The organism is Paraburkholderia sp. UCT70 (assembly GCF_050434085.1).
GTDB classification, from domain to species: domain Bacteria; phylum Pseudomonadota; class Gammaproteobacteria; order Burkholderiales; family Burkholderiaceae; genus Paraburkholderia; species Paraburkholderia tuberum.
This window is the reverse complement of sequence record NZ_JBNPVZ010000004.1, coordinates 1,933,258-1,954,749: the sequence shown is the minus strand read 5'-3', so window position 1 is coordinate 1,954,749 and position 21,492 is coordinate 1,933,258. Positions and strand designations below refer to the sequence as shown.

18 protein-coding genes are annotated in these 21,492 nt (G+C 65.4%); 16 read left to right on the top strand and 2 right to left on the bottom strand.

The window, feature by feature from the left end:
* Positions 1-2: 2 nt before the first annotated feature.
* Complete coding sequence (locus tag OKW41_RS34565; protein ID WP_429575395.1) at positions 3-728, bottom strand: SDR family oxidoreductase; 726 nt, start codon at positions 726-728, stop codon at positions 3-5.
* Between the two features lie 305 nt (positions 729-1,033).
* On the opposite strand from OKW41_RS34565, the gene OKW41_RS34560 reads away from it, so the two are divergent.
* The 11 genes from OKW41_RS34560 to OKW41_RS34510 all read left to right on the top strand — a co-directional run bounded on the left by OKW41_RS34560 (position 1,034) and on the right by OKW41_RS34510 (position 13,936).
* Positions 1,034-2,149, top strand: coding sequence for a porin (locus OKW41_RS34560; RefSeq protein WP_429575394.1), 1,116 nt, complete (start codon positions 1,034-1,036; stop codon positions 2,147-2,149).
* Positions 2,150-2,295: 146 nt separating this feature from the next.
* Entirely contained in the window at positions 2,296-3,852 is a 1,557-nt protein-coding gene (locus tag OKW41_RS34555) for an ABC transporter substrate-binding protein (RefSeq protein WP_429575393.1), read from the top strand.
* A 42-nt stretch (positions 3,853-3,894) separates the two neighbouring features.
* Positions 3,895-5,142 (top strand): aromatic ring-hydroxylating oxygenase subunit alpha, encoded by a 1,248-nt coding sequence (locus tag OKW41_RS34550; RefSeq protein WP_429575392.1) that lies wholly within the window; start codon positions 3,895-3,897, stop codon positions 5,140-5,142.
* 13 nt (positions 5,143-5,155) lie between these two features.
* Positions 5,156-6,217, top strand: coding sequence for an ABC transporter permease (locus tag OKW41_RS34545; RefSeq protein WP_429575391.1), 1,062 nt, complete (start codon positions 5,156-5,158; stop codon positions 6,215-6,217).
* On the top strand, positions 6,214-7,128 hold the full coding sequence (locus OKW41_RS34540) for an ABC transporter permease (RefSeq protein ID WP_429575390.1): 915 nt from the start codon (positions 6,214-6,216) through the stop codon (positions 7,126-7,128). Before OKW41_RS34545 ends, OKW41_RS34540 begins: the two co-directional genes overlap by 4 nt.
* Positions 7,125-8,996, top strand: coding sequence for a dipeptide ABC transporter ATP-binding protein (locus OKW41_RS34535; protein ID WP_429575389.1), 1,872 nt, complete (start codon positions 7,125-7,127; stop codon positions 8,994-8,996). The genes OKW41_RS34540 and OKW41_RS34535 overlap by 4 nt, the downstream gene beginning before the upstream one ends.
* Before the next feature lie 13 nt (positions 8,997-9,009).
* Complete coding sequence (ygiD, locus tag OKW41_RS34530; protein WP_429575388.1) at positions 9,010-9,828, top strand: 4,5-DOPA dioxygenase extradiol; 819 nt, start codon at positions 9,010-9,012, stop codon at positions 9,826-9,828.
* Positions 9,825-10,814 (top strand): PDR/VanB family oxidoreductase, encoded by a 990-nt coding sequence (locus OKW41_RS34525; protein ID WP_429575387.1) that lies wholly within the window; start codon positions 9,825-9,827, stop codon positions 10,812-10,814. Before ygiD ends, OKW41_RS34525 begins: the two co-directional genes overlap by 4 nt.
* 18 nt (positions 10,815-10,832) lie before the next feature.
* Positions 10,833-11,912 (top strand): acetamidase/formamidase family protein, encoded by a 1,080-nt coding sequence (locus tag OKW41_RS34520; RefSeq protein WP_429575386.1) that lies wholly within the window; start codon positions 10,833-10,835, stop codon positions 11,910-11,912.
* Positions 11,909-12,829, top strand: coding sequence for a LysR substrate-binding domain-containing protein (locus OKW41_RS34515; protein ID WP_429575385.1), 921 nt, complete (start codon positions 11,909-11,911; stop codon positions 12,827-12,829). Before OKW41_RS34520 ends, OKW41_RS34515 begins: the two co-directional genes overlap by 4 nt.
* A gap of 147 nt (positions 12,830-12,976) precedes the next feature.
* Entirely contained in the window at positions 12,977-13,936 is a 960-nt protein-coding gene (locus OKW41_RS34510) for a helix-turn-helix domain-containing protein (RefSeq protein WP_429575384.1), read from the top strand.
* A gap of 109 nt (positions 13,937-14,045) precedes the next feature.
* On the opposite strand, the gene OKW41_RS34505 is transcribed toward OKW41_RS34510, so the two are convergent.
* Positions 14,046-14,702 (bottom strand): NADPH-dependent F420 reductase, encoded by a 657-nt coding sequence (locus OKW41_RS34505; protein WP_429576530.1) that lies wholly within the window; start codon positions 14,700-14,702, stop codon positions 14,046-14,048.
* A gap of 949 nt (positions 14,703-15,651) precedes the next feature.
* Here OKW41_RS34505 and atzF point away from each other — a divergent pair.
* The 5 genes from atzF (at position 15,652) to biuH (ending at position 21,491) form a co-directional block, all read left to right on the top strand.
* The gene (atzF, locus tag OKW41_RS34500) at positions 15,652-17,493 is read left to right on the top strand and encodes an allophanate hydrolase (protein ID WP_429575383.1); all 1,842 of its coding nucleotides are present in this window, start codon (positions 15,652-15,654) and stop codon (positions 17,491-17,493) included.
* A 63-nt stretch (positions 17,494-17,556) separates the two neighbouring features.
* Positions 17,557-18,654, top strand: a complete 1,098-nt coding sequence (locus OKW41_RS34495; protein WP_429454031.1) for a BMP family ABC transporter substrate-binding protein — start codon at positions 17,557-17,559, stop codon at positions 18,652-18,654.
* A 44-nt stretch (positions 18,655-18,698) separates the two neighbouring features.
* A complete protein-coding gene (locus OKW41_RS34490; protein WP_429450831.1) occupies positions 18,699-19,832 on the top strand; it encodes an ABC transporter permease in 1,134 nt (377 codons plus the stop codon).
* The gene (locus OKW41_RS34485) at positions 19,825-20,751 is read left to right on the top strand and encodes an ABC transporter permease (protein WP_429450829.1); all 927 of its coding nucleotides are present in this window, start codon (positions 19,825-19,827) and stop codon (positions 20,749-20,751) included. The genes OKW41_RS34490 and OKW41_RS34485 overlap by 8 nt, the downstream gene beginning before the upstream one ends.
* A gap of 47 nt (positions 20,752-20,798) precedes the next feature.
* Entirely contained in the window at positions 20,799-21,491 is a 693-nt protein-coding gene (gene biuH / locus OKW41_RS34480; protein ID WP_018424443.1) for a biuret amidohydrolase, read from the top strand.
* Position 21,492 lies beyond the last annotated feature (1 nt).

Sequence of the window (21,492 nt, the reverse complement as noted above, 5' to 3'; positions counted from 1 at the left end):
CGTCAGACGGGCTGGTTCGTCGCCGCGAGCATGATCTCGCGGATGCAGACGTTTTGCGGCATTTCATAGGCGAAACGGATCGCCTCGGCCACTTCCTCCGGCTGCAGGATGACGCCGCCGATCGACTCCTTCCACATCTTGAAGCCGACCTTGATCGTGTCGTTGGTGGTGATCGTCTGCAACTCGGTATTGCACGCGCCCGGCGCGATCAGCACCACGCGCACGTTATGTGGCGACACTTCCTCGCGCAGGTTTTCCGACAGCGCATGTACCGCGTGCTTGGTGCCCACGTAGGCGACGTGTTGCGGATAGGTCTTGCGCCCCGACGTGGAACTGACGTTGATGATGGTGCCGCGCCGCCGCTTGACCATGCCCGTGAGCACCGCGTGCACGCCGTTCAGCACGCCCTTGACGTTGACGTCGAGCATGCAATCCCATTCCTCAGGCGGCTGCTCGGTCATATCGCCGAGCAGCATCACGCCGGCGTTGTTGATGATGGCATCGGCGGGGCCGAACTTCGCCTCGGCGGCCTCGACGGCGGCGGCGAGCGCTGCGCGATCGGTGACGTCGACCTGGCGGCACAGCGTATTGGGCAAATCCAGCGACTCGAGGCGCTCGAGCCGGCGCGCCAGCAGCAGCAGCGGATAGCCGAGCTGCGAGAGCAGGCGGGCGGTCGCCTCGCCGATCCCGGAACTCGCGCCTGTGATGATGACGAGACTCTTCGACATGTTCTTTCCTTTGAGCGGTGAGCTTTGAGTAATGGCAACGCCAACGGCAGCCTTGCGAGCTTAGGACGAAGCACCGGCTGATGCTTGTCTGCGCGCGCTTGAACTCTTGCCGAATGCCCGGGTTTTTTGACGGGTGAGACGCGAAGTTTTTTGACGGGGTATTAGTCAATTCGCCGCGCGCATTTGGTCAAGATTTGCCGAAATTGCCTGGATAGCGTTGAACGTATCGAATTTCGCTGCCTGTAAGGCACGCGGCAGCGGTTCGTTTTGAACAACTACGTTCCCCTCTATCCAGGATCACGCTAATGAAAAAGTATTTGACGGGCACTGTCATGCTGGTTGCGTTTAGCGGCGCGCATGCGCAGAGTTCGGTCACGCTATACGGTCTTATCGATGCCGGCTTCACCTACATCAGCAATCAAGGCGGCGGCCGTCTTTATAAGTTCCAGGACGGCGCCAACTTCGGCAACCGCTTCGGCTTCAAGGGCAGCGAAGATATCGGCGGCGGTCTGAAGGCCATCTTCACGCTGGAAAACGGCTTCTCGCTCGGCACGGGCCAGTTGCGCAACAACGGCGCGCTGTTCGGCCGGCAGGCCTTCGTCGGCATTGCGAGCCCTTACGGCACGGTGACGATGGGCAACCAGTACGACTTCATCGCCGACTACATCACGCCGTTCAACCTGAACGGCTATGCGAGCGTCTACGCGGGGCACATGGGCGACATCGACCGTATTTCCGGGGTGCAATTGCCGAACTCGGTGAAGTATCAAAGCCCGACCTACGGCGGCTTCAGCTTCGGCGGCATGTGGAGCTTCGGCAACGTGGCGGGCAACTTCAAGCAGAACAGCGCGTGGAGCGTAGGCGCGGGCTACAAGAACGGCGGCTTTAGTACGGCGGCGATCTACGAGCGCCTTTACGACGTCGACATCTATCCTTATGCGCAGTTCGGCGTGTTCAATTTCCTCGGCCAGACGGTCGCGACGCGCAACTCCGACGGCAGCGTGACCGATCTCTTCTACTCGTCGCCGTTTACGGTCGACAGGCAGTCGGAGTTCGGCGTCGGCGCGAGCTACACGCTCGACAGGCTCACGCTGTCGGCCAACTTCACGTCGACCCATCTGCAAAGCACCACCGGCAGCGCGACGATGAACGTCTACGAAGCCGGCGCGATGTATTTCGTGCGGCCCGATATCGCGCTGATCGGCGGCTATCAATACACGACCTGGGATCACACGCACTGGCATCAACCCACGCTGGGGGCGCAGTATTACTTGAGCAAGCGCACGAACTTCTACGTGAACGTGTCGTACCTGCATGCGCAGCCGGGCGTCGACGCGAACCAGGGGGCGGGCTTCTATTCGCTGCCGTCGAATTCAAACACCCAATTGACTTCCCGCATCGCCGTGATTCATCAGTTCTGACGCCGTCCGGCCCGCGTGCGAAAGGCAGAAATGCGTGCGCGCGCCGACAAGACAGCCTGGTTTTGTCCTCTTAATCTGATGCCATGCCGTGAGGTTTCACGGCTCTAGCGGCAACGAGGCGCTTCGCGCAAAGAACGGATTTCTCCATGACTACACGCAGAAACTTCATCCAGATACTGGGCGGTACGTTGGCGGGACTCGCCACGCCGGCCGCCGGCACCCTCGGCGGCCTCGGCGCACTGACGGCGAGCAGCGCCGCTCTCGCCGCGAACGCGCCACTCACCATCGCCTTTCCTACCGACGTGCCGTCATGGGACCCGCTCGTGCGCGTCGCGCCGAATCCCATCTCGATCTACCGCAGCGTCTACGACGCGGCGCTCGACATCGACGCGAAGGGCAAGCTCGGCCCGGGCGTCGTCACCGCGTGGCGCTGGAAGGACACGGCGGGCAAGGTGCTGGAGCTCGACTTTCGCAGCGACGTGCTGTTCCACAACGGCGACAAGTTGACCTCCGACGACTTCAAGTTCACGCTATTCGATCGCCTGCAGGCCGACAAGTCGCTGCAACTCGGCGGCATCTGGTGGGCGCTCGAAGCCATCGAAACGCCGACGCCCACGCGCGCGGTGATGCACTTCAAGGTGCCGATGGTCACCGCGCCCGCGTTCCTCGGCTACATGGGCAGCTACATCCTGCCCCGCAAGTACTTCGAGCAGGTCGGCGCGACCGGCTTCATCGCGAAGCCGGTGGGCTCGGGGCCGTACCGGCTCGTCGCGTATGAGCGCGATTCGCGTATGACGCTCGCCGCATTCGACAAGCACTGGCGCGGCACGCCGAAGATCCGCGATGTCGTGTTCCAGGTGGTGAAGGACCCGACCGCGCGCGTCGCGGCCGTGCAGGCGGCGCAAGCGGATGTCTCCGGGATGCTGCCGTTGCGCGAGGCGGTGCGTCTGTCGCAAGGCGGCACGCACGATAGCAAGATTACGCCTACCATCGATTCGTATCTGATCCATATGATCAACGGCGGCCCGACGCAGGACCGCAATGTCCGCCTCGCGATGCATCACGCGATCGACAAAGAGGCGTTGGTGCGCGCGTTCTTCAATAACGTGCCGGCGCCGATGTCGACCCCCGCCGCGCCCGGCACGCCTGCATTCGATCCGGACTACAAGTTCGCTTTCGACCCCGCGCGGGCGAAAGCGTTGCTCGCGAAGAGCGGCTATTCGACGGACAAGCCCGTGCGCGTGAAATTTCTCGCGACCAACGGTGCGTATCCGAGCGATTACGACATGGCCCGCGCGATCCAGCAGATGTGGAAGAAGGTGGGCATCGAAGCGGAGCTGAGTCCGATCGAAACCGCGCAGTTCTTCTCCCAGGCCGTCGCGGGCACGCTGCCCGGCCCGACCTTGTGGATGTGGCAGAACGGCAGCGGCGACCCGGAACTGTCGGCGGGCTCGTATCTGAATCCGAAGACGGGCTTCTCGGTGTGGCGCAGCGCCGACGTGTCGCCGCATCTCGATCCGCTGCTCGTCGAACTGGATGAAGCGAAGCGCATCGCGGGCTACAAGGAATTCCACCGGTGGGCGGTCGGCGAAGGTTACGCGCTGCCGCTGATGCAGGGTATCGCCACGGCGTCGTATCGCAAGGGCGTGCGGTACACGCCGTTCCTGAGCGGCTGGATGCTGCCCGCTTACTGGAGCGCGTGAGCGCGCGCCGTGGATCCATCAGAGAGATCAAGAGAATTGGCAATGGTCAACAAACCCTTCAATCCGAAGTTTGACGCCGCTTTCTTTGCCGCGCTGGAGCGCTCCGCCGTGCATGTCAGCCAGGCGGAAACGCTGCCGCCTTCGTGCTATACGGACCCCGACTTCTTCGAGTTCGAGAAGGAAGCGCTATTCAATCACGAATGGCTGTGCGTCGGACGCGAAGATTGGATCAGCAATCCAGGCGACTACTTCACGACCTCGATCGTCGGCGAGCCGCTCGTCATCACGCGTAATGCGAAGCGAGAGATCAAGGCGATGTCGTCGGTGTGCCAGCATCGCGCGATGGTCATCGCCGAGGGTTTCGGTAATGCGCGCGCGCTGCTGTGCCCATATCACCATTGGGCCTACTCGCTCGACGGCGAACTGATCGCCGCGCCCGCGATGGACGAGACCAAAGGCTTCGACAGGAAGGACTTCTGCCTGCCGACGATGCAGGTGGAGTGCTGGCAAGGCTTCATCTTCATCAACTTCGATCACGCCGCGCCGCCGCTCGCGCCGCGCCTCACCGCGCTCGACGCCGTGCTCGGCAACTTCGACCTGAAAAGCGCAGAAGGCCCGCGCCCCGAGCGGCCGTTTCACTTTAAGTGGAACTGGAAGGTGATGTTCGAAAACAATAACGACGGCTATCACGCGAACCGTCTGCATCACGGGCCGTTGCACGACTTCGTGCCGAGCGCGCTCGCGACTTTCCCGCCAGAACTGCCGCAGGACACGGCAGGTTATTACCGCTTCAACGGCACACTGCACGTCGACGCCGCGTTCAACCCGACGCAAAAGGCGTTGTTTCCGCGCTTTCCCAAGCTCACGGACGAAGAGCGCAAGCGCATGCTGTTCGCTAATCTCCCGCCGACGCTCTCACTCGTCGTGACCGTCGATAGTGTGATCTACATGATCCTGCGCGCCGATTCCGCGGGCACGCACTATCTCGATCAGGGCGTGCTGTACGCGCCCGGCACGATGAAGGATCCGCTTTTTGCCAAGCGTGTCGAGATGAGCACGAGCGCAGTATCGGACATCATTGCGCAAGATCTGCATGTCGACGAGATGGTGCAGGTGGGCCTGCAATCGCGCTATGCCGTGCGCGGGCGCTACTCATGGCAGGAGCGAGCGCAGCAGGAACTCAACGCGTGGCTCGTGCCGCGTTATCGGGCCACGTTCCAGCGCATGAGCGAGACTGCCGCCAGCGCGCAGGGCCGGCTCGCCGCGATCGACGTGGTCGTCGCGGACTGACGAAGAGACGCCTATGAGCACGTCCATCGAAGTGAGCACGCCGCGTGAGCGTGAATCGTTCGTACAGCATCGAGCCGTGAAGTTCTCGCGGCGCGTCGCACGCCGGGTCGTCATATTGCTGGCGGTGTCCGTTGTGATTTTCGCCGCGCTGCGGCTGTTGCGCTCGGACCCGGCGGCGATGCTGCTGCCGCCGAACGCGAGCATCGCGCAGATCGCCGAAGTCAGACACACGCTCGGGCTCGATCAGCCGCTTGCCGTGCAGTACCTGCACTGGGTCGCGGGCATGCTGAGCGGCGACTTCGGCCGCTCGGTGCAGAACGGGCAGCCGGTCGGCGCGCTGATCGCGAGTGCATTGCCGACGACGTTGCAACTACTCTTTGGCGGTCTGCTGCTCGGCGTCCTCGCAGGCATCGTGAGCGCGGTGTATGCGTTCAGCCGGCGCGATACGCTTGCCGAGCGCCTCTGCGAAATGCTCAACGGCCTGGCGATGGCGGTGCCCGATTTCCTGTGGGGCATCCTGCTCGTCTTACTGTTCGGCATCGCGCTGCGATGGCTGCCGTTCCTCGGGCCGATCGATAACGCGTATACCGTCGCGCGTCACACGGGCTTCCTGCTCGTCGATACGCTGCTCGACGGTCAGTGGGCCGCGTTCGGCAATGCGCTCCAGCATCTCGTGCTGCCGTGCGTGGCGCTCGGCATGGGCATCGCGCCGCCGCTCATGCGCATCCTGCGCTCGAGCCTGCTCGATACCTACGCCGAGGAATACATCCACGCGGCGCGTTTGCGCGGCCTCACCGAAGCACAGATTCTGCGTCAGCACGCGTGGCGCAACGCGGCCCTACCGACGCTGAACATTCTCGCGATGCAAGTGAGTCTCTTGATTGGGGGCACGCTGCTCGTCGAAAAAGTATTCGGTATGCCAGGCATCGGCACGCTGATGATCAACGCGATCGGCGCGCGCGATTTGCCGGTGATCGAAGCCCTGGCGCTCATCTACGCCGTCGTCGTCCAATGCTCGAACGCCGCCGCCGATGCGCTCGAAGTCCTGCTCAATCCGCGTCTGAGGGTCGCATGAATACACCTTGTGTTTCTCAGGCGGCCGTGCAGCCATCGTCGCTTTCGCGCGCCACACTGCGGCGCATCGCACGCGAGCCACGGGTGCTGTTCGGGGCGTGCGTGCTTGTGATGCTCGTGCTCGCCGCACTGCTCGCGCCCGCCATCGCGCCGTTTCGTCCGGACGATCAGGATCTGCTCAGCACCTTGCTGCCGCCCGCGTGGGCGCCGGGCGGTTCGAGCGAACACCTGTTCGGCACCGATTCGCTCGGTCGCGATGTGCTCAGCCTCGCGCTGTACGGCGCCCGCATCGCGGTGCTGGTGGGCTTCATCGCGCCGCTCGGGACCGCGCTGATTGGCGGCGCGCTCGCGCTTCTCGCGGGCTGGTGCGGCGGCAGGATCGACTGGGCGGTGCTGCGCGTGGTGGAAGTCTGGATGTCGTTCCCGGCGGTGGTGCTCGCGCTCGTGCTGGTGGTCGCGCTGTCGACGAGCATCGCCAACGTGATCATCGCGCTGATTTTCGTCGACTGGACGCGCTTTTGCCGCGTGCTGCGCGCGGAGGTCGTCGTGATCCGACGGCGCGATTACGTGGCGGCGGCGCGCATCGCGGGCGCCGGGCCGCTCGCGACGATTCTGCGCGACGTGCTGCCCGCGCTGCTGCCGACGCTCATCACGCTGATGAGTCTCGAAGTCGGCATCGCGATCGTCGCGGAGTGCAGCCTGTCGTTCGTCGGGCTCTCGGCGGACGCGAGCCAGCCGAGCTGGGGCAGCATGATTTCCGATGGTCTTGCCAACGTGTTCAGCTCGCCGTGGGGCCTGATCTTGCCGATCGTCTGCATGGGCCTCTCGGTCCTCGCGACGACCTTCCTCGGCGAAGGCTTGCGGCGCTCGACCGACGCTCGTCTTCTCGAACGCTCGGAGCAACGCGCATGATCGGGCTGTTCAAGACTTCATCGCGACCGGCGGCCGTCGCGACTAGTGCGGGCGCCATCGACGATGCGCTGCTCACGCTCGTCGCGCTCAATGTCGAGCGCGACGGCGTCGCGTTGCTGCGCGATATCGCGCTCACGGTGCGGCGCGCCCGTATGCTGGGCCTCGTTGGCGAATCCGGGGCGGGCAAGAGCATGCTCGGCCGCGTGCTCGCGCGCAGCCTGCCGCGCGGTTTCGAATTGAACGCGCAGACGCTGCGTTTCGCGGGCATCGATCTGCTCGGCGCGAGCGCGTCGCAACAGCGTGCGCTGCTCGGCAAGCGGATCGCCTACATTCCGCAGGAGCCGATGAGCGCGCTCGATCCGATGCTGTCCATCGGCAAGCAGTTCGCGCTGCATCTCACGCGGCTCGGCGTCGCGGGGCACGAGCGCCGTCAGCGCAGCATCGACGCGCTCGCGGAAGTGCTGCTGCCCGACCCGGCGAGTTTGCTCGCGCGCTATCCGTTCGAGCTGTCGGGCGGCATGTGCCAGCGCGTGTGCATCGCGATGGCATTCGCGAGCAATCCGGAACTCGTCATCTCCGACGAAGCCACCACCGCGCTCGACGTGACTACGCAACGCCACGTCGTCGAATTGATGCGCGAGATGCAGGCGCGGCGCGGCACCAGCGTGATTTTCGTGACGCACGATATCGGTCTCGCACTGCACGCGTGCGACGACATCGCTGTGCTGTACGCGGGCGATCTGGTGGAGTGCGGTCCGGCTCGGGAAGTGGTTGCCTCGCCGAGCCATCCCTATACGCGGGCGCTGTTGCGCGCCGATCCGATGCTCAAGGGCGAACGCGTGCGCGTAGAGCCACTGAACGGCCACATGCCGGGTTTCGAGGAACTGGCCGCGTTGCGCGGCTGCCGCTTCGCCGCGCGCTGCGCCGCTGTCACGCCCGCCTGCGAGAGCGCGCCGATCGCGTTGCGTGACGACACGCGCGCCGGCGACGCGCGCGCCGTGCGCTGCCTGCGCGCCGGTGCACTACCTGACGACCCCGTGCGCGCGCCGCTCGTCGAGCGCACGGTGATGTCGGCCGCCCCGTTCCTTGAGTTGCGCGGCGTCGGCAAGCGCTATGAGAAGTCGTCGGCGGCCGCGTTGCGACCGCTCGATCTGAGCGTCGCGCCGGGGGAATTCATCGGCGTGGTCGGTGAAAGCGGCAGCGGCAAGAGCACGCTCGGGCGCCTCGTCATGGGTCTCGAAATGCCGAGCGAAGGACAGATTGTGCTGGACGGCACGCCGCTCGACGCGAGCCGCGCGATGTGGCGCAAGCGCATCGACGCGATCCAGATGATCTTTCAGGACGCTCGCGCCGCGCTCAATCCGCGCCGGCGGCTCGCGAGCATCGTCACGCAGCCGATGGAGAGCCGTCCGCATCTACACGTGGACCGCGCGCGCCGCGCGCTCGATCTGCTGGACGAAGTCGGGCTCGCGCAGAGCTACGCCGCTCGGTTCCCGTCGCAACTATCGGGCGGGCAGCGACAGCGCGTGAACATCGCGCGCGCGTTGTGCGAAGTGCCGCGTCTCCTGGTTGCCGATGAAATCGTGTCGGGGCTCGACGTCTCCGTGCAGGCCCAGATCATGGAGCTGCTGCTCGCGCTGCGCGAGTCGCACAAGATCGCGCTGATGCTGATCTCGCACGACCTCGCCGTCGTCCGCTACCTGTGCTCGCGCGTGATCGTGATGCAGCGCGGCGTTGTGGTCGAGGCCGGGCCGACCGAATCCGTGCTCGCGAATCCGCAGCATCCATACACCCGCAGCCTGATCGACGCGGCGCCGCACGTCGCGCAGGCTGCTTCACTGTTCCGGCTCGAACGCCTGAACGTATAAGCGCATAACGACCATGTCCCTGAACCCGACCCGCATGCCCGTGATGTTCTTCGGCCACGGCAGCCCGATGAATGCACTCGACGACAATCGCGCCACCCGCGCGTGGGCGTCGATGGGCACCGCCGCGGGTACGCCGCGCGCGATCCTGATGATTTCCGCGCACTGGCTCACCCACGGCACGGCCGTCACCGCGATGCCACAACCGCGCACGATCCACGATTTCGGCGCGTTTCCGCCCGCGCTGTTCGCGCAGCGCTATCCCGCGCCCGGCGATCCCGAACTAGCGCAGCGCATCGTGAAGTTGCTCGCGCCGCTGCCGGTGGCGCTCGACGAGCGCTGGGGTCTGGACCACGGCGCGTGGTCCGTGCTGCTCAAGGCGTTTCCCGCTGCGCAAATTCCGGTCGTGCAACTGAGCATGGACCGCAATCGCGATGCGCGTTACCACTACGAACTGGGCCGCGCGCTGCGGCCGCTGCGCGACGAGGGCGTGCTGATCGCGGCGAGCGGCAATATCGTGCACAACCTGTCGGCGATGGACTGGGGCACGCCCAACTCGGGCTACGGCTGGGCGCAGACGTTTCACGATCACATCGCGAGCGCGATTGCCGAAGACCGGCCGGCCGACGTGATCGACTACGAGCGCATGGGCGCGCCCGCGCTGCGCTCGGTGCCGACGCCCGATCACTACTGGCCGGTGCTGTACGCGCTCGGCGCACGTCACGCGGGGGAGGCCGTGAACTTCGCCAGCAACTTCCTCGAATACGGCTCGCTCAGCATGCTGAGCTTCACGCTCGACGAGTCGGCCGACGCACGTCTGCGGGGGACCGCATGAACCTGCACGAGGCACCGCATCTGCAGGTCGCGGCGCGCCTGAAGTTGCGCGTCGTGAGCCGCGCGAAGATCGCGCGCAACATCGTCGCGTTCGAGTTCGAAGCGGCCGACTATCTGTCGCTGCCGGCCTTCGAGGCGGGCGCGCACCTCGAGATCGACTGCGACGGCCTCGCGCGGCAATACTCGCTGTGCAGCGATCCCGCCGACGCGAAGCGCTATCGCGTCGCCGTCCAGCACGACGAGGAGGGCCGGGGCGGCTCGCGTTTCATGTGCGAACGGGTGCAGGTCGGCGACACGCTCGACGCGCTCGGCCCTCGCAATCATTTCCCGATGACAATGGCGCCGCTGCCGCCTTTGCTGATTTCGGGGGGCATCGGCATCACGCCGATGCTGTCCATGGCGTGGTCGCTGCACGCTGCGGGCGCGCGCTTCGCGCTGCACGATTTCGCGGCCGCGCCCGAGCGCCAGGCCTTCGTCGACGAGATCGCGCGGGCGCCGTGGAGCGCCAATGTCACGCGTCACCTCGGGCGTTGCGACGACTTCGCGCCGCTGATCGGCGGTTTCGAAGCGGGACGGCATCTATACGTCTGCGGACCGTTCGCGATGATCGATGCCGTGCTCGACACGGCGCGCGCGCTCGGCTGGTCCGACGATCATCTGCACTGCGAACGCTTCGCCGCTCCGTCCTCAACGGGGCGCGAAGCGCCTGCACGCGCCCGCCTTCCGTTCGACGTGGAACTCGCTTCGACCGGACGACGCGTGAGCGTTGCGGTAGGGCAGAGCGTGTGCGCCGCGCTCGCGGACGCCGGCGTGCATGTGCCAATGTCTTGCGAGCAGGGCGTGTGCGGCTCGTGCATTACGCGCGTGCTCGACGGCGTGCCCGATCATCGTGACTGGATATTGAGCACAGAAGAGCAGGCCTCCGGCAAGGTGTTCACGCCGTGCTGCTCGCGCTCGAAGACTCCGCTTCTCGTACTCGACCTCTAACTTTCGACGAGCAATTCCATGGCATTGATTCCGACCGAAGGCGCAGCCCGTGCCCATATTGAACCCAGCGCGCTGCACACCTTGCGTGCGACGCGCGAGAACGTCCACTGGGGCTATTTCGACGCATCGCTCGCGCCCGCATTGACAGTGCGAAGCGGCGATCTCGTGTATGCCGAAGCGCTCACGCATCACGCGGGCGACGCGCCCGATCTGATGATGGACGAGGCGATGCGCGCACTCTGGCGGGCTATTCCCGAACACGACCGCAATCCGGGCGTGCACATCATGACCGGCCCGATTCATGTCGAAGGCGCGCAGCCGGGCGACATGCTCGAAGTGCGCTTTCTGCATATGACGCCGCGCTGCCGCTACGGCTCGAACCTCGCGGCGAATTGGGGCTATCTCTACAAGGAGATGGGCGAGAAAGAGCGCGTGACCATCTATGAACTGGACGAAGGCGCGAACCATGCGTCCGCCTTGTACGCCTACGATTTCAAGGGCAAGTATCTGACGCCTGGCGCCATCACCGATTGCCCGGTCTGCGACCGTCAGCCAGCGCTCGACGGCGTGCGCATTCCCGCGCGCCCGCATCTGGGCACGGCCGGCGTCGCACCCGCCGTCGATGGCCGGGTGAGCACCATTCCGCCCGGACGCCACGGCGGCAATATCGACAACTGGCGCATCGGCGCCGGCGCGACGATGTATTACCCGGTGCAGGTGGCGGGCGCGTTGTTCTCGATCGGCGATCCGCACGTCTCGCAGGGCGATGGCGAAATCAGCGGCACGGCCATCGAGTCGTCGCTGAACGTGACGATGCAGATCGTCGTGCGCAAGGACTTTTCGTTTCCGACGCCGCTGCTGGAAACCGCCGACAGCTGGATCGTGCACGGCTTCGATCCGCAGCTCGAGCGCGCCTTGCGCAATGCGTCGCTCGATACGATGCTGCTGCTCGAAGAACATGTTGGGCTGTCGCGCAACGACGCGTATTCGCTGATGAGCGTGGCGGGCGATGTCGGCATCACACAGGTCGTCGATTCGACGCTCGGCGCGCACGTGCGGCTGCCGCGCGGTATCTTCCCGAAGCTTGGCAAGAAGTGAACCGACTGCGTGAGATCGAATCGTTCGTGAGCGTCGTCGATGCGGGCGGTTTCGCCGCGGCGGCGGATGCGAGCGGCGTGTCGCGCGCGCTGGTGTCACGGACCATTCAGGGCCTCGAAGCACGCCTCGGCGCGCGGCTCCTGCATCGGACCACGCGCAAGGTCGCGTTGACCGCGGCGGGCGAGGCCTACTATCGCTCGTGCCGCGACATCCTTGAGCAGCTCGATACCGCCGAGCGGGCCGCGCAGGACGAGCGCAGCCGCGCGTCGGGCGAGCTGCGCATCAGCGCGCCGGTCAGTTTCGGCATCGCGCATCTCGCACCGTTGTGGGCCGGGCTGTTGCTGCGCGCGCCCGACGTGCGGCCGGTCATTGCGCTGTCCGACGCGCTGGTCGATATCGTCGCCGAAGGATTCGATCTGGCCATTCGCATCGCCCGGCCGGTGGCGTCGTCGCTCGTGCATCGCCGGCTGGCGAGCACGCCGCTCGTGATGTGCGCGTCGCCTTCGTATCTGGAACGGCATGGCGTGCCCGGCACGCCGGCTGATCTGTCGGCGCATCAGTCGGTCGCATATGGCTACTTCAGCGAGCGGCACGAATGGCGCATGCGCGAGCGCGCGACGGGGCGCGAGCATACCGGCCGGCCGCGTCCAGTGATGAGCGCCAACAACGGCGAGACCTGCGTCGCCGCAGCCGAAGCGGGCGTCGGGCTGGTGCTGCAACCTGCGTTTCTCGTTATGGACAGCGTCGCGCGCGGGCGCCTCGTGCCGGTTCTCGACGAATTCACGCCGCCGCCCATCGGCATCTATGCCGTCTATCCCAGCCGGGTGCAATTGCCCGCGAAGACGCGTGTGGCGGTGGATTACCTCGCCGAGCAATGGCGCGATGCGCCGTGGACCGCTGCGCCTGCGCGCGATTGATCACGACGGTGCAGCGTGCACAAACAAGAGTCAGACGGATCGTTCGCGGGGCAGGAATCGCGGCAAACGGGCCTGCTTATCATTCATCTGACATGGTGCGGCAATTGCATACGTTGACGAAGATCAATGAATGTCGGAGAGCAGGGTATGTCGCTGAAATCCTGGCACTTTTCCACGCAGGCGATCTCGACCGAAGAGCGTCCTCAGGTCTGGCGTGACGCGATGAACGCGGCGTGTCTGCCACACGACGCCGCGCCGATCAATGAGGGCTTCGAGGGCGACGTGGTTGGCATCGTCTCGCCGACGGGCATCGAGTTCTCGCGCGTGCGGGCCACGCCGCTGACCATTTCTGGCAGCTTTCGCAATCAGCAGGCGGCGCTGTGGCTCGCGTTGCTGCTCGAAGGGCGCTCGATGTTTCTCGGTTCCAACGAGCGGGTGCCCGTCGCACGCGGAGACATGCTCTACGGACCGTGCGGCAGGGAATCGACGCTCGAGTTGCGCGCGGATTTTCGCCTGCTTTACGTGCGCGTGCCGACCACTTTACTGCACCCTGGGCTCGTCGATCCGCGCCGACTTACGTGCGGCGTGCTGCCGGGCGACTCGAGCCTGACGCGCGTGCTGGCGGCGATGCTGCGGGCCGTCGGCGACGAGCTGGAGGACCTGGACGCCGAGGACATTCACCCGATCGAGGTGGCGCTGTCGGAGTTTCTGGTCGCGAGTCTCGCGAACCATCACGCGGTGCACACGCTCGGTGACCGCAAGCGCTCGGAGCATTTTCTGCGCATCTGTCAGTCGATCGATCAGCAGCTCGGCGATGTGGAGCTGTCGCTGAACACGATCACGGAGCAGCAGCGCGTTTCCTCGCGCTACGTTCAGAAGCTCTTCGAGGATGCGGGCATGAGCTTTACGGGCTATGTGCGCGACCGGCGGCTCGAGCGTTGCCGGCAGGAGTTGATGAGCCCGGCGCATCGGGGCCTGTCGGTGTCGGAGATCTGCTTTCGCTGGGGTTTCAACGATGCCGCGCATTTCAGCCGCAGCTTTCGCGCGAAGTTCGATATGACGCCGCGTAGTTGCCGCAAGGAGAGCGCGGTGAGCGGTGACGTGTGAGGCGTGAAGCGTGAGCCCTCGGCCGTGAGACCGACGGCCTGACAAAAACGCAAAACCGCCTCTGCCGGTCAGGCAGAGGCGGTCCGCATCGACAGAGTAAGTGGCTGGATCAGCGTTTGATCCACGTCGGCGAGATCTGCACACCGAGACCTGCCCCATAGCCAAGATAGATGTTCAGTCCCGCGACGGCTTCGAGATAACGCGCGTTCTTGAGGCGACCTGCATCGACGCTCGAAAAGCCCATCGACTCGGCAACGGCGGCGACTTTCTGCTTTGCGTCCGGTATGTCGCTCGCGACGAACACCGAAGCCGGCTGCGACGGGAACGCCGCGCCGCCGTCGAGCACTTGAGCGAACAGCGTGTTGAACGCCTTGACGACCGACGCGCCGGTGAGCTTCGCGATTTCCTCGGCGGCCGACGTGGTGTGACCGATGGTGAGGCCCATGTAGTCGTCGGTCAGCGGGTTCGTCACATCAACCAGCACCTTGCCTTCGAGCGATCCCAGTTCGGCGAGCGCGGCGGCGGCATTGCCGTACGGCACGGCGAGCACGACGAGTTCGGCCTCTTTCGCGGCACCAGCCAGCGACGCGCTTTTGGCGCCAAATTGCGCGGCCACTTTTTCTGCGCCTTCGGGCTTGCGGCCGGTGACTTCAACCTGGTGACCGGCAGCGCTCAACTGCTTGACCATCGCCGCGCCGACATTCCCATATCCGACTACCGTGATTTGCATTTCGCTTCTCCTTGTTGAGTTTCGTTGGAGAAGAATTTACGTGAGGTGTCCGATACGATAAATGCCGAGGATGTTGACAATGTGTTGACCGGTGAGTCGTTCGGGAGCACGAATATTCTTGAGCATTGCTGTGCTGTGCTGCGCCGTGACGAGATCGCTTTTGCGGGCGGGACTTTCCATTGACTTTGGTTCGCACCGCATGTGTGCCTACGTCCTCACGTTCCTGGTCCTAATGCTCGAGCAGCATGCGCGACGGCTTTGTCACCCATTGAAAGGCCGTTGCAAAGCGGTACAACGCTATCCACAAGGCGCGGCCTTGCGTTGTTGCGAAGCGGTCGCAGGCCCCATGCGAAGCGAAGCGTCGCGGCGCATCCGGTATTTCGTTCATCTGATTGCGGAACTGATCCGCACCAGTCACCCATCGGGTTCACGGCGGGTGCCGGTGTTCTGGCCTTCGCCCCTGGCTCACGTGGAGCCCTCACCAACTAGAGAAATGACGCAGCAGGTGTCGTTTGAGTCCGGCCATTGGATCGCCGAAGCCGGGCAGGGTAGGACAGCGCGATACCCACACACCTTGCCGGAGCGGGCGTCAACCCGGCGGTTTTTGACGACATTATGGTCCGGCGACGCAACGAGCATTTGCGAGATTTGGCGCGTTCATTGCCGGGCAGCGCCGGCCGATGCAAGCCGTACACCTGGCCGGATGGCGGCGGCGCGTGTCTGAGCGCGGCCATGTGTGGTTGTCGATCACGCTGGTTGAAGCAAGCGGCTGCGCCGTGCACAGCCGCCGTGAATCAGTGCACCGAAGCACACCGCGAAACGGTCCACGATGAAGCGCGCCTAGTTCTGCGCCGCGCGACCGCGCCGTCAGGAAATAGTCGTCGATAGTCGCAAAGCCTTTCCGGATAAGCATTTGCGGTCAATGCCAGCAAATCTGGCACGAAGCCTGCATTCCATCGCTCAACTTGTATTCAAGATTGAACTCATGGAACGCAATGCTCCGTTCAAGGTTCGCGCGCTGCTAGACGCTTATCACCAAGGCGAAACATCGCCATGCGACACGGTCGCCACAGTGCTGCAACGTCTTGCCACCACGCATCGTCCAGAAGCGTGGATCCTTCGCGTGTCCGAAGCCTCGCTCGTCGCGCGCGCCACCGAACTCGAACGTCTGCTCGCCGACGAAGGCCCGGCGCTCTTCGCCCGCATGCCGCTCTTCGGCGTGCCGTTCGCGGTGAAGGACAACGTCGACGTCGCAGGGCTGCCGACCACCGCCGCATGCGATGCCTTCGCCTACACGCCGGACGAAACGGCGTTCGCGGTGGCGCGTCTGCTGGACGCGGGCGCGATTCTCGTCGGCAAGACCAATCTCGATCAGTTCGCGACGGGTCTCGTCGGCACGCGTTCGCCGTACGGCGCGGTGCGTCAGATCACGCGCGATGAATACGTGTCGGGCGGATCGAGCTCCGGTTCGGCGATTGCGGTCGCGACGGGCATCGTCGCGTTCTCGCTCGGCACCGATACCGCGGGTTCGGGACGCGTGCCTGCGGGCTTCAACGGGCTGGTGGGGCTCAAGCCGTCTCTCGGGCTCGTCAGCAAGCGCGGCGTCGTGCCGGCGTGCCGCACGCTCGATACGCTGTCGGTGTTCGCGCACGACGTCGCCGATGCTTGGCAAGTGCTCGACCGGCTCGCGTTCTACGACCCGCACGACGGTTACTCCAGGCCGCTGCCCTCGCGCGGTTTGCAGCACGCGCCATTGCGCATCGCGATTCCCGACACGCTCACGTTCTTCGACGACCACCACGCATCGGCCGCCTTCGCCGCGACCATGGATGGCATCGCCAGGCATCTCGCGTTGACGCCGTCGACATTCGCCTTCGCGCCGTTGCAGCAGGTCGCCGCGCTTCTTTACGACGGCCCGTGGGTGGCCGAGCGCCGCGCCGCGCTCGGGACGTTTTTTATCACGCATCACCACGATATCGACACAACCGTCGCGAAGGTAATCGGCCAGGCGGAGCGTTTCGATGCGGCCGCCGCGTTCGACGGGCAGTACGCGCTTGCGAGGCTGGGGCGCCAAGCCGCAGCGCTTTTCGAGCACGCCGACGTGCTGATCGTGCCGACCACGCCGACGCACCCGACCATCGCCGACGTGCAGGCCAATCCGGTGGAGGTGAACAGCCGTCTGGGCGTCTATACGAACTTCGTCAATCTGCTCGATCTGTGTGCGCTCGCCGTGCCCGGCGTGCCGCGCGCCGACGGTCTGCCTGCGGGCGTGACGCTGATCGGCCCATCGGGCGCGGACCAGCAGCTCGCGTTGCTCGGCGCGCGTATTCAGGCGCTGTTCAGCGAAGCCGTCGAGCAACGCGATGCCGACGCGATCGCGAGCCAGCCGCTGCCGATCCAGGAACCGGTCGTCATGCTCGCGGTGGTCGGTGCGCACCTGCGGGGCGAGCCGTTGAACTGGCAACTGCTGCAGGCCGGCGCACGCTTCGTCGAAGCCACGACGACCGCGCCTCGCTACCGGCTCTATGCACTCGCCGGCACGTTGCCGCCGAAACCCGGCCTCGTGCGCCGGACGGGCGACGCCGCAGGAGGCGAAGCCATCGCTATCGAACTGTGGGAAGTGCCGCTGCGCACCTTGGGCGCGTTCGTCGCCGCCGTGCCCGCGCCGCTCGCCATCGGCACGCTCGAGACCATCGACGGACGCAGCGTGAAGGGCTTCGTCTGTGAGCCCTCGGCGATCGCGCACGACGCGGGCGCCCTCGACATTACCGCTTACCGCGGCTGGCGCGCGTATCTCGCGCACCGCGCGCCGCAGCCGAACGCCTGATGCCCGTCATCGGAAATCCAGCATTCAGAACGCAGTGAACGGCCAACTCAAGGAAACCACACCATGACTCAACGTCGCGACTTCATCAAGCAGGCGGGCGCGCTTGCGCTCGGCAGCCTGCTGCCGCTCGAAAGCGTGTTCGCTGCCGAAAAGCTCACCGTCGGCGTGATCTACGTCGGCTCGAAGGGCGACTATGGCTACAACCAGGCGCAGGCCCAGGCCGCCGCGGTCATCAAAAAGATGCCGAACGTGAAGGTGGTCGAAGAAGAAAATGTGCCGGAAACGGTGGCCGCGCAGAAGTCGATGGAAGCCATGATCGAGCAGGACGGCGCGACGCTCGTTTTCGCCACCTCGTTCGGCTACTTCGATCCGCACGTGCTGAAGATGGCGGCCAGGTATCCGAAGGTGCGTTTCGCACATTGCGGCGGCCTCTGGAAGCAGGGCAACCCGTCGAACATCGCGAGCTACTTCGGCTACATCGACGAATGCCAGTACCTGAACGGCGTCGTCGCGGGCCACATGAGCAAGAGCAAAAAGCTCGGTTTCGTCGCGGCCAAACCGATTCCGCAAGTGCTGCGCAACATCAACGCGTTCACGCTCGGCGCGCAGTCGGTCGATCCGTCCATCACGACACACGTCATTTTCACGGGCGACTGGTCGATGCCGGTCAAGGAAGCCGAAGCGACCAACAGTCTCGTCGATCAGGGTTGCGACGTGCTGACCTGCCACGTCGACGGTCCGAAGGTCGTGATCGAAACGGCGGAGAAGCGCGGCGCGATGAGCTGTGGTTACCACGCGAGCCAGGCGGCGCTCGCGCCGAAGGGCTATCTGACGGGCGCCGAGTGGGACTGGGCGACACCGTACAAAACGCTCGTCACTGACGCGCAGACCGGCACGCCGCAGCCGAACATTCTGCGCGGCGGCCTCAAGGAAGGTTTCGTGAAGATGTCGCCCTATGGCGCCATGGTGACGGCCGCCGCGAAGACCAAAGCCGACGCCGTCAAGGCGCAGATGATGGCCGGCCAGTTCGTCATCTTCAAGGGCCCGCTGAAGGACAACAAGGGCGGCACCGCGATCGCGTCCGGCACGGCCTACGCTCAGACCGACATCACGCTCGAAAGCATGAATTATCTCGTCACGGGTGTGGTGGGCCAGATCTGATCCAGCGTGCTGACAGCGCAATTCGCGCAACTGAAGGAGAGACCATGCGTGCTCATGCTTCCACGGTGACGTCGCCCGGCATTGCCCGCGCGCTGCTCGGCGTGCTGCCCGCACTGCCGACGCTCGCGGCGGTCGCCGGCACGCTGCTGCTGTTCGCGATCTTTCTGCTCGTGCAGGGCCAGCCCGCGGGCGACGCGATCGTGCTGATCGCGCAAGGCGCATTCGGCTCGGCGTTCGCGTGGCAGAGCACGCTGCTGCGCGCCGCGCCGTTGATGCTCACCGCGCTGTGCGTGGCACTGCCTGCGCAGGTCGGCCTGATCGTGATCGGCGGCGAGGGCGCGCTCGCGCTCGGCGGACTCGCTGCGGCCGTCACGCCGCAACTGCTGCCGCACGGCACGCCGTGGTTCGTCGCGACGCCCGCGATGGCGCTGGCGGGCATGATCGTCGGCGGTGCGTGGATCGGCACGGTCGGCGCGTTGCGGCAGTGGCGCGGCGTGAACGAGACCATCAGCTCGCTGCTGATGTCGTATATCGCGATTGCGTTGTTCAAGCATCTGGTCGAAGGGCCGTTGCGCGATCCGGCGAGCCTGAACAAGCCGTCGACGCTGCCGCTGCCCGCTGCGTTCACGGTCGGCTCGCTGCCGGGACTCGATGTGCATTGGGGACTCTTCTGGGGCGCGCTCGCGTGCGTCGGCGCGTGGATCTTCGTGCGTCACAGCACCAAGGGTTTCGCGATGCGCGTGACGGGCGGCAACGCGCGCGCCGCGCGCCTCGTCGGCCTGCCAGTCAACTCGCTCGCGTTGACCGCATGCGTGCTCGGCGGCGCCGCCGCGGGACTCGCCGGCATGTTCGAAGTCTCGGCGGTGCAGGGCAGCGCGAACGCGTCGTTGCTCGCGGGGTACGGCTACGCGGGCATCCTCGTCGCATTCGCTGCACGGCAGAATCCGCTCGCGATCATCGCGTGCGCGCTGATGATCGGCGGCATCGAGGCGAGTGGCAGTCTGCTGCAACGCCGCCTCGATCTGCCCGACGCAACGACGCTCGTCTTGCAAGGCCTGCTGTTCGCAAACCTGCTCGCGTGGGAAGCGCTCGGCGGTCGGCTCGCCGCGTGGCGCGTGAAGTTGCAGGCGGTCGCGCAATCCGGACTGCCGCATCCGCTGGAGCAAACTCATGCCTGATCTGCACTCGCCCGTTGCCGTGCTGCTGCTCTCGCTCTTTGCGGGCGCGATTCGCGTCAGCACGCCGTATCTTTTCGTGAGCCTCGGTGAATGCCTGACCGAGAAGGGCGGTCGCGTGAATCTCGGGCTCGAAGGCATTCTCGTGTCGGGCGCGATGAGCGGTTACGCAGGCTCGTACCTGACCGGTTCGCCGTGGCTGGGCGTGCTGCTTGCCGGATGCGCGGGCCTGCTGCTCGGCTGCCTGCACGGACTCGTCTGCTCGCTGCCGCGCGTGTCCGACATCGCGTTCGGTATCGCGTTGATGCTGTTCGGCACCGGCCTCGCGTTCTATCTCGGCAAGCCGTTCATCGAGCCGCAAGCGGCGATGCTGCGCTCGTTCGACTTCGGCGCGTGGAGCGCTTCGCCGCAATTGCATAACGCGCTGCACGTGAATCCACTTTTCCTGATCGGCGTCGTGCTTGCGTTCGTTCTGCAATGGGGTTTGCGCTCCACACGCTGGGGCATGACGCTGCGGCTCGTCGGCGAAAACGCGGAGAGCGCGCGGGCGATGGGCTATCCGATCACGCGCGTACGCATCGCGGCGACGGCGGTCGGCGGATTTTTCGCGGGCGTCGGTGGCGCGTATCTGTCGCTCGTTTATCCGGGCAGCTGGAACGAAGGTCTGTCAAGCGGTCAGGGGTTGATGGCCGTCGCGCTCGTGATCTTCGCGCGCTGGCAGCCACTGCGCTGTCTGTGGGCGGCGCTGCTGTTCGGCGCGGCCGGCGCACTCGGCCCCGCGCTGCAGGCGATCGGCGTGACGAGCGGCTACTACCTGTTCAACGCCGCGCCGTACATGCTCACGCTCGCAATCATGATCGTCAACTGCCGGCCGGATCGCACGCTCGCAGGTGCGCCCGGCGAACTGAGTCTCACGCGCTGAAACCGCCGAAGCGATCCACCTACTTTTCGTCTCTCCGGGAGTCCGACATGGCCCGTTTCATCGAAGCCCGACCGTATCCGTGGCCCTACGACGGCGCGCTGCGCGCCGACAATACGGCGCTCATCATCATCGACATGCAGACGGACTTCTGCGGCATCGGCGGCTATGTCGACAAGATGGGCTACGACCTGTCGCTGACGCGCGCGCCGATCGAACCGATCAGCCGCGTGCTGGCAACGATGCGCGAGCAGGGTTTCACCATCATCCATACCCGCGAAGGACACCGGCCCGATCTGTCGGATCTTCCTGCCAACAAGCGCTGGCGCAGCCGCCGCGCGGGCACGGACGGCATCGGCATCGGCGACGACGGTCCGTGCGGCAAGATCCTCGTGCGCGGCGAACCGGGCTGGGACATCATCGACGAGCTGGCGCCGCTGCCGGGCGAGATCGTCATCGACAAGCCGGGCAAGGGCTCGTTCTGCGCCACCGATCTCGAACTCATTCTGCGCACGCGCGGCATCGTCAATCTGGTGCTGACCGGCATCACGACCGACGTGTGCGTGCATACGACGATGCGCGAAGCGAACGACCGCGGCTTCGAATGCACGGTTCTCGCCGACTGCTGTGGCGCGACCGACAAGGGCAATCACGACGCGGCACTGAACATGGTGCTGATGCAGGGCGGCGTGTTCGGCACGGTGTCGGATTCCAGCGCGCTGATCGCGGCGCTCGGACGCTGAT

What these genes read in the sequence shown, in the direction of transcription:
- OKW41_RS34565 (WP_429575395.1), bottom strand. Translation starts at nt 728, where the DNA reads ATGTCGAAGAGTCTCGTCATCATCACAGGCGCGAGTTCCGGGATCGGC.
- OKW41_RS34560 (WP_429575394.1), top strand. Translation starts at nt 1,034, where the DNA reads ATGAAAAAGTATTTGACGGGCACTGTCATGCTGGTTGCGTTTAGCGGC.
- OKW41_RS34555 (WP_429575393.1), top strand. Translation starts at nt 2,296, where the DNA reads ATGACTACACGCAGAAACTTCATCCAGATACTGGGCGGTACGTTGGCG.
- OKW41_RS34550 (WP_429575392.1), top strand. Translation starts at nt 3,895, where the DNA reads ATGGTCAACAAACCCTTCAATCCGAAGTTTGACGCCGCTTTCTTTGCC.
- OKW41_RS34545 (WP_429575391.1), top strand. Translation starts at nt 5,156, where the DNA reads ATGAGCACGTCCATCGAAGTGAGCACGCCGCGTGAGCGTGAATCGTTC.
- OKW41_RS34540 (WP_429575390.1), top strand. Translation starts at nt 6,214, where the DNA reads ATGAATACACCTTGTGTTTCTCAGGCGGCCGTGCAGCCATCGTCGCTT.
- OKW41_RS34535 (WP_429575389.1), top strand. Translation starts at nt 7,125, where the DNA reads ATGATCGGGCTGTTCAAGACTTCATCGCGACCGGCGGCCGTCGCGACT.
- ygiD (WP_429575388.1), top strand. Translation starts at nt 9,010, where the DNA reads ATGTCCCTGAACCCGACCCGCATGCCCGTGATGTTCTTCGGCCACGGC.
- OKW41_RS34525 (WP_429575387.1), top strand. Translation starts at nt 9,825, where the DNA reads ATGAACCTGCACGAGGCACCGCATCTGCAGGTCGCGGCGCGCCTGAAG.
- OKW41_RS34520 (WP_429575386.1), top strand. Translation starts at nt 10,833, where the DNA reads ATGGCATTGATTCCGACCGAAGGCGCAGCCCGTGCCCATATTGAACCC.
- OKW41_RS34510 (WP_429575384.1), top strand. Translation starts at nt 12,977, where the DNA reads ATGTCGCTGAAATCCTGGCACTTTTCCACGCAGGCGATCTCGACCGAA.
- atzF (WP_429575383.1), top strand. Translation starts at nt 15,652, where the DNA reads ATGGAACGCAATGCTCCGTTCAAGGTTCGCGCGCTGCTAGACGCTTAT.
- OKW41_RS34495 (WP_429454031.1), top strand. Translation starts at nt 17,557, where the DNA reads ATGACTCAACGTCGCGACTTCATCAAGCAGGCGGGCGCGCTTGCGCTC.
- OKW41_RS34490 (WP_429450831.1), top strand. Translation starts at nt 18,699, where the DNA reads ATGCGTGCTCATGCTTCCACGGTGACGTCGCCCGGCATTGCCCGCGCG.
- OKW41_RS34485 (WP_429450829.1), top strand. Translation starts at nt 19,825, where the DNA reads ATGCCTGATCTGCACTCGCCCGTTGCCGTGCTGCTGCTCTCGCTCTTT.
- biuH (WP_018424443.1), top strand. Translation starts at nt 20,799, where the DNA reads ATGGCCCGTTTCATCGAAGCCCGACCGTATCCGTGGCCCTACGACGGC.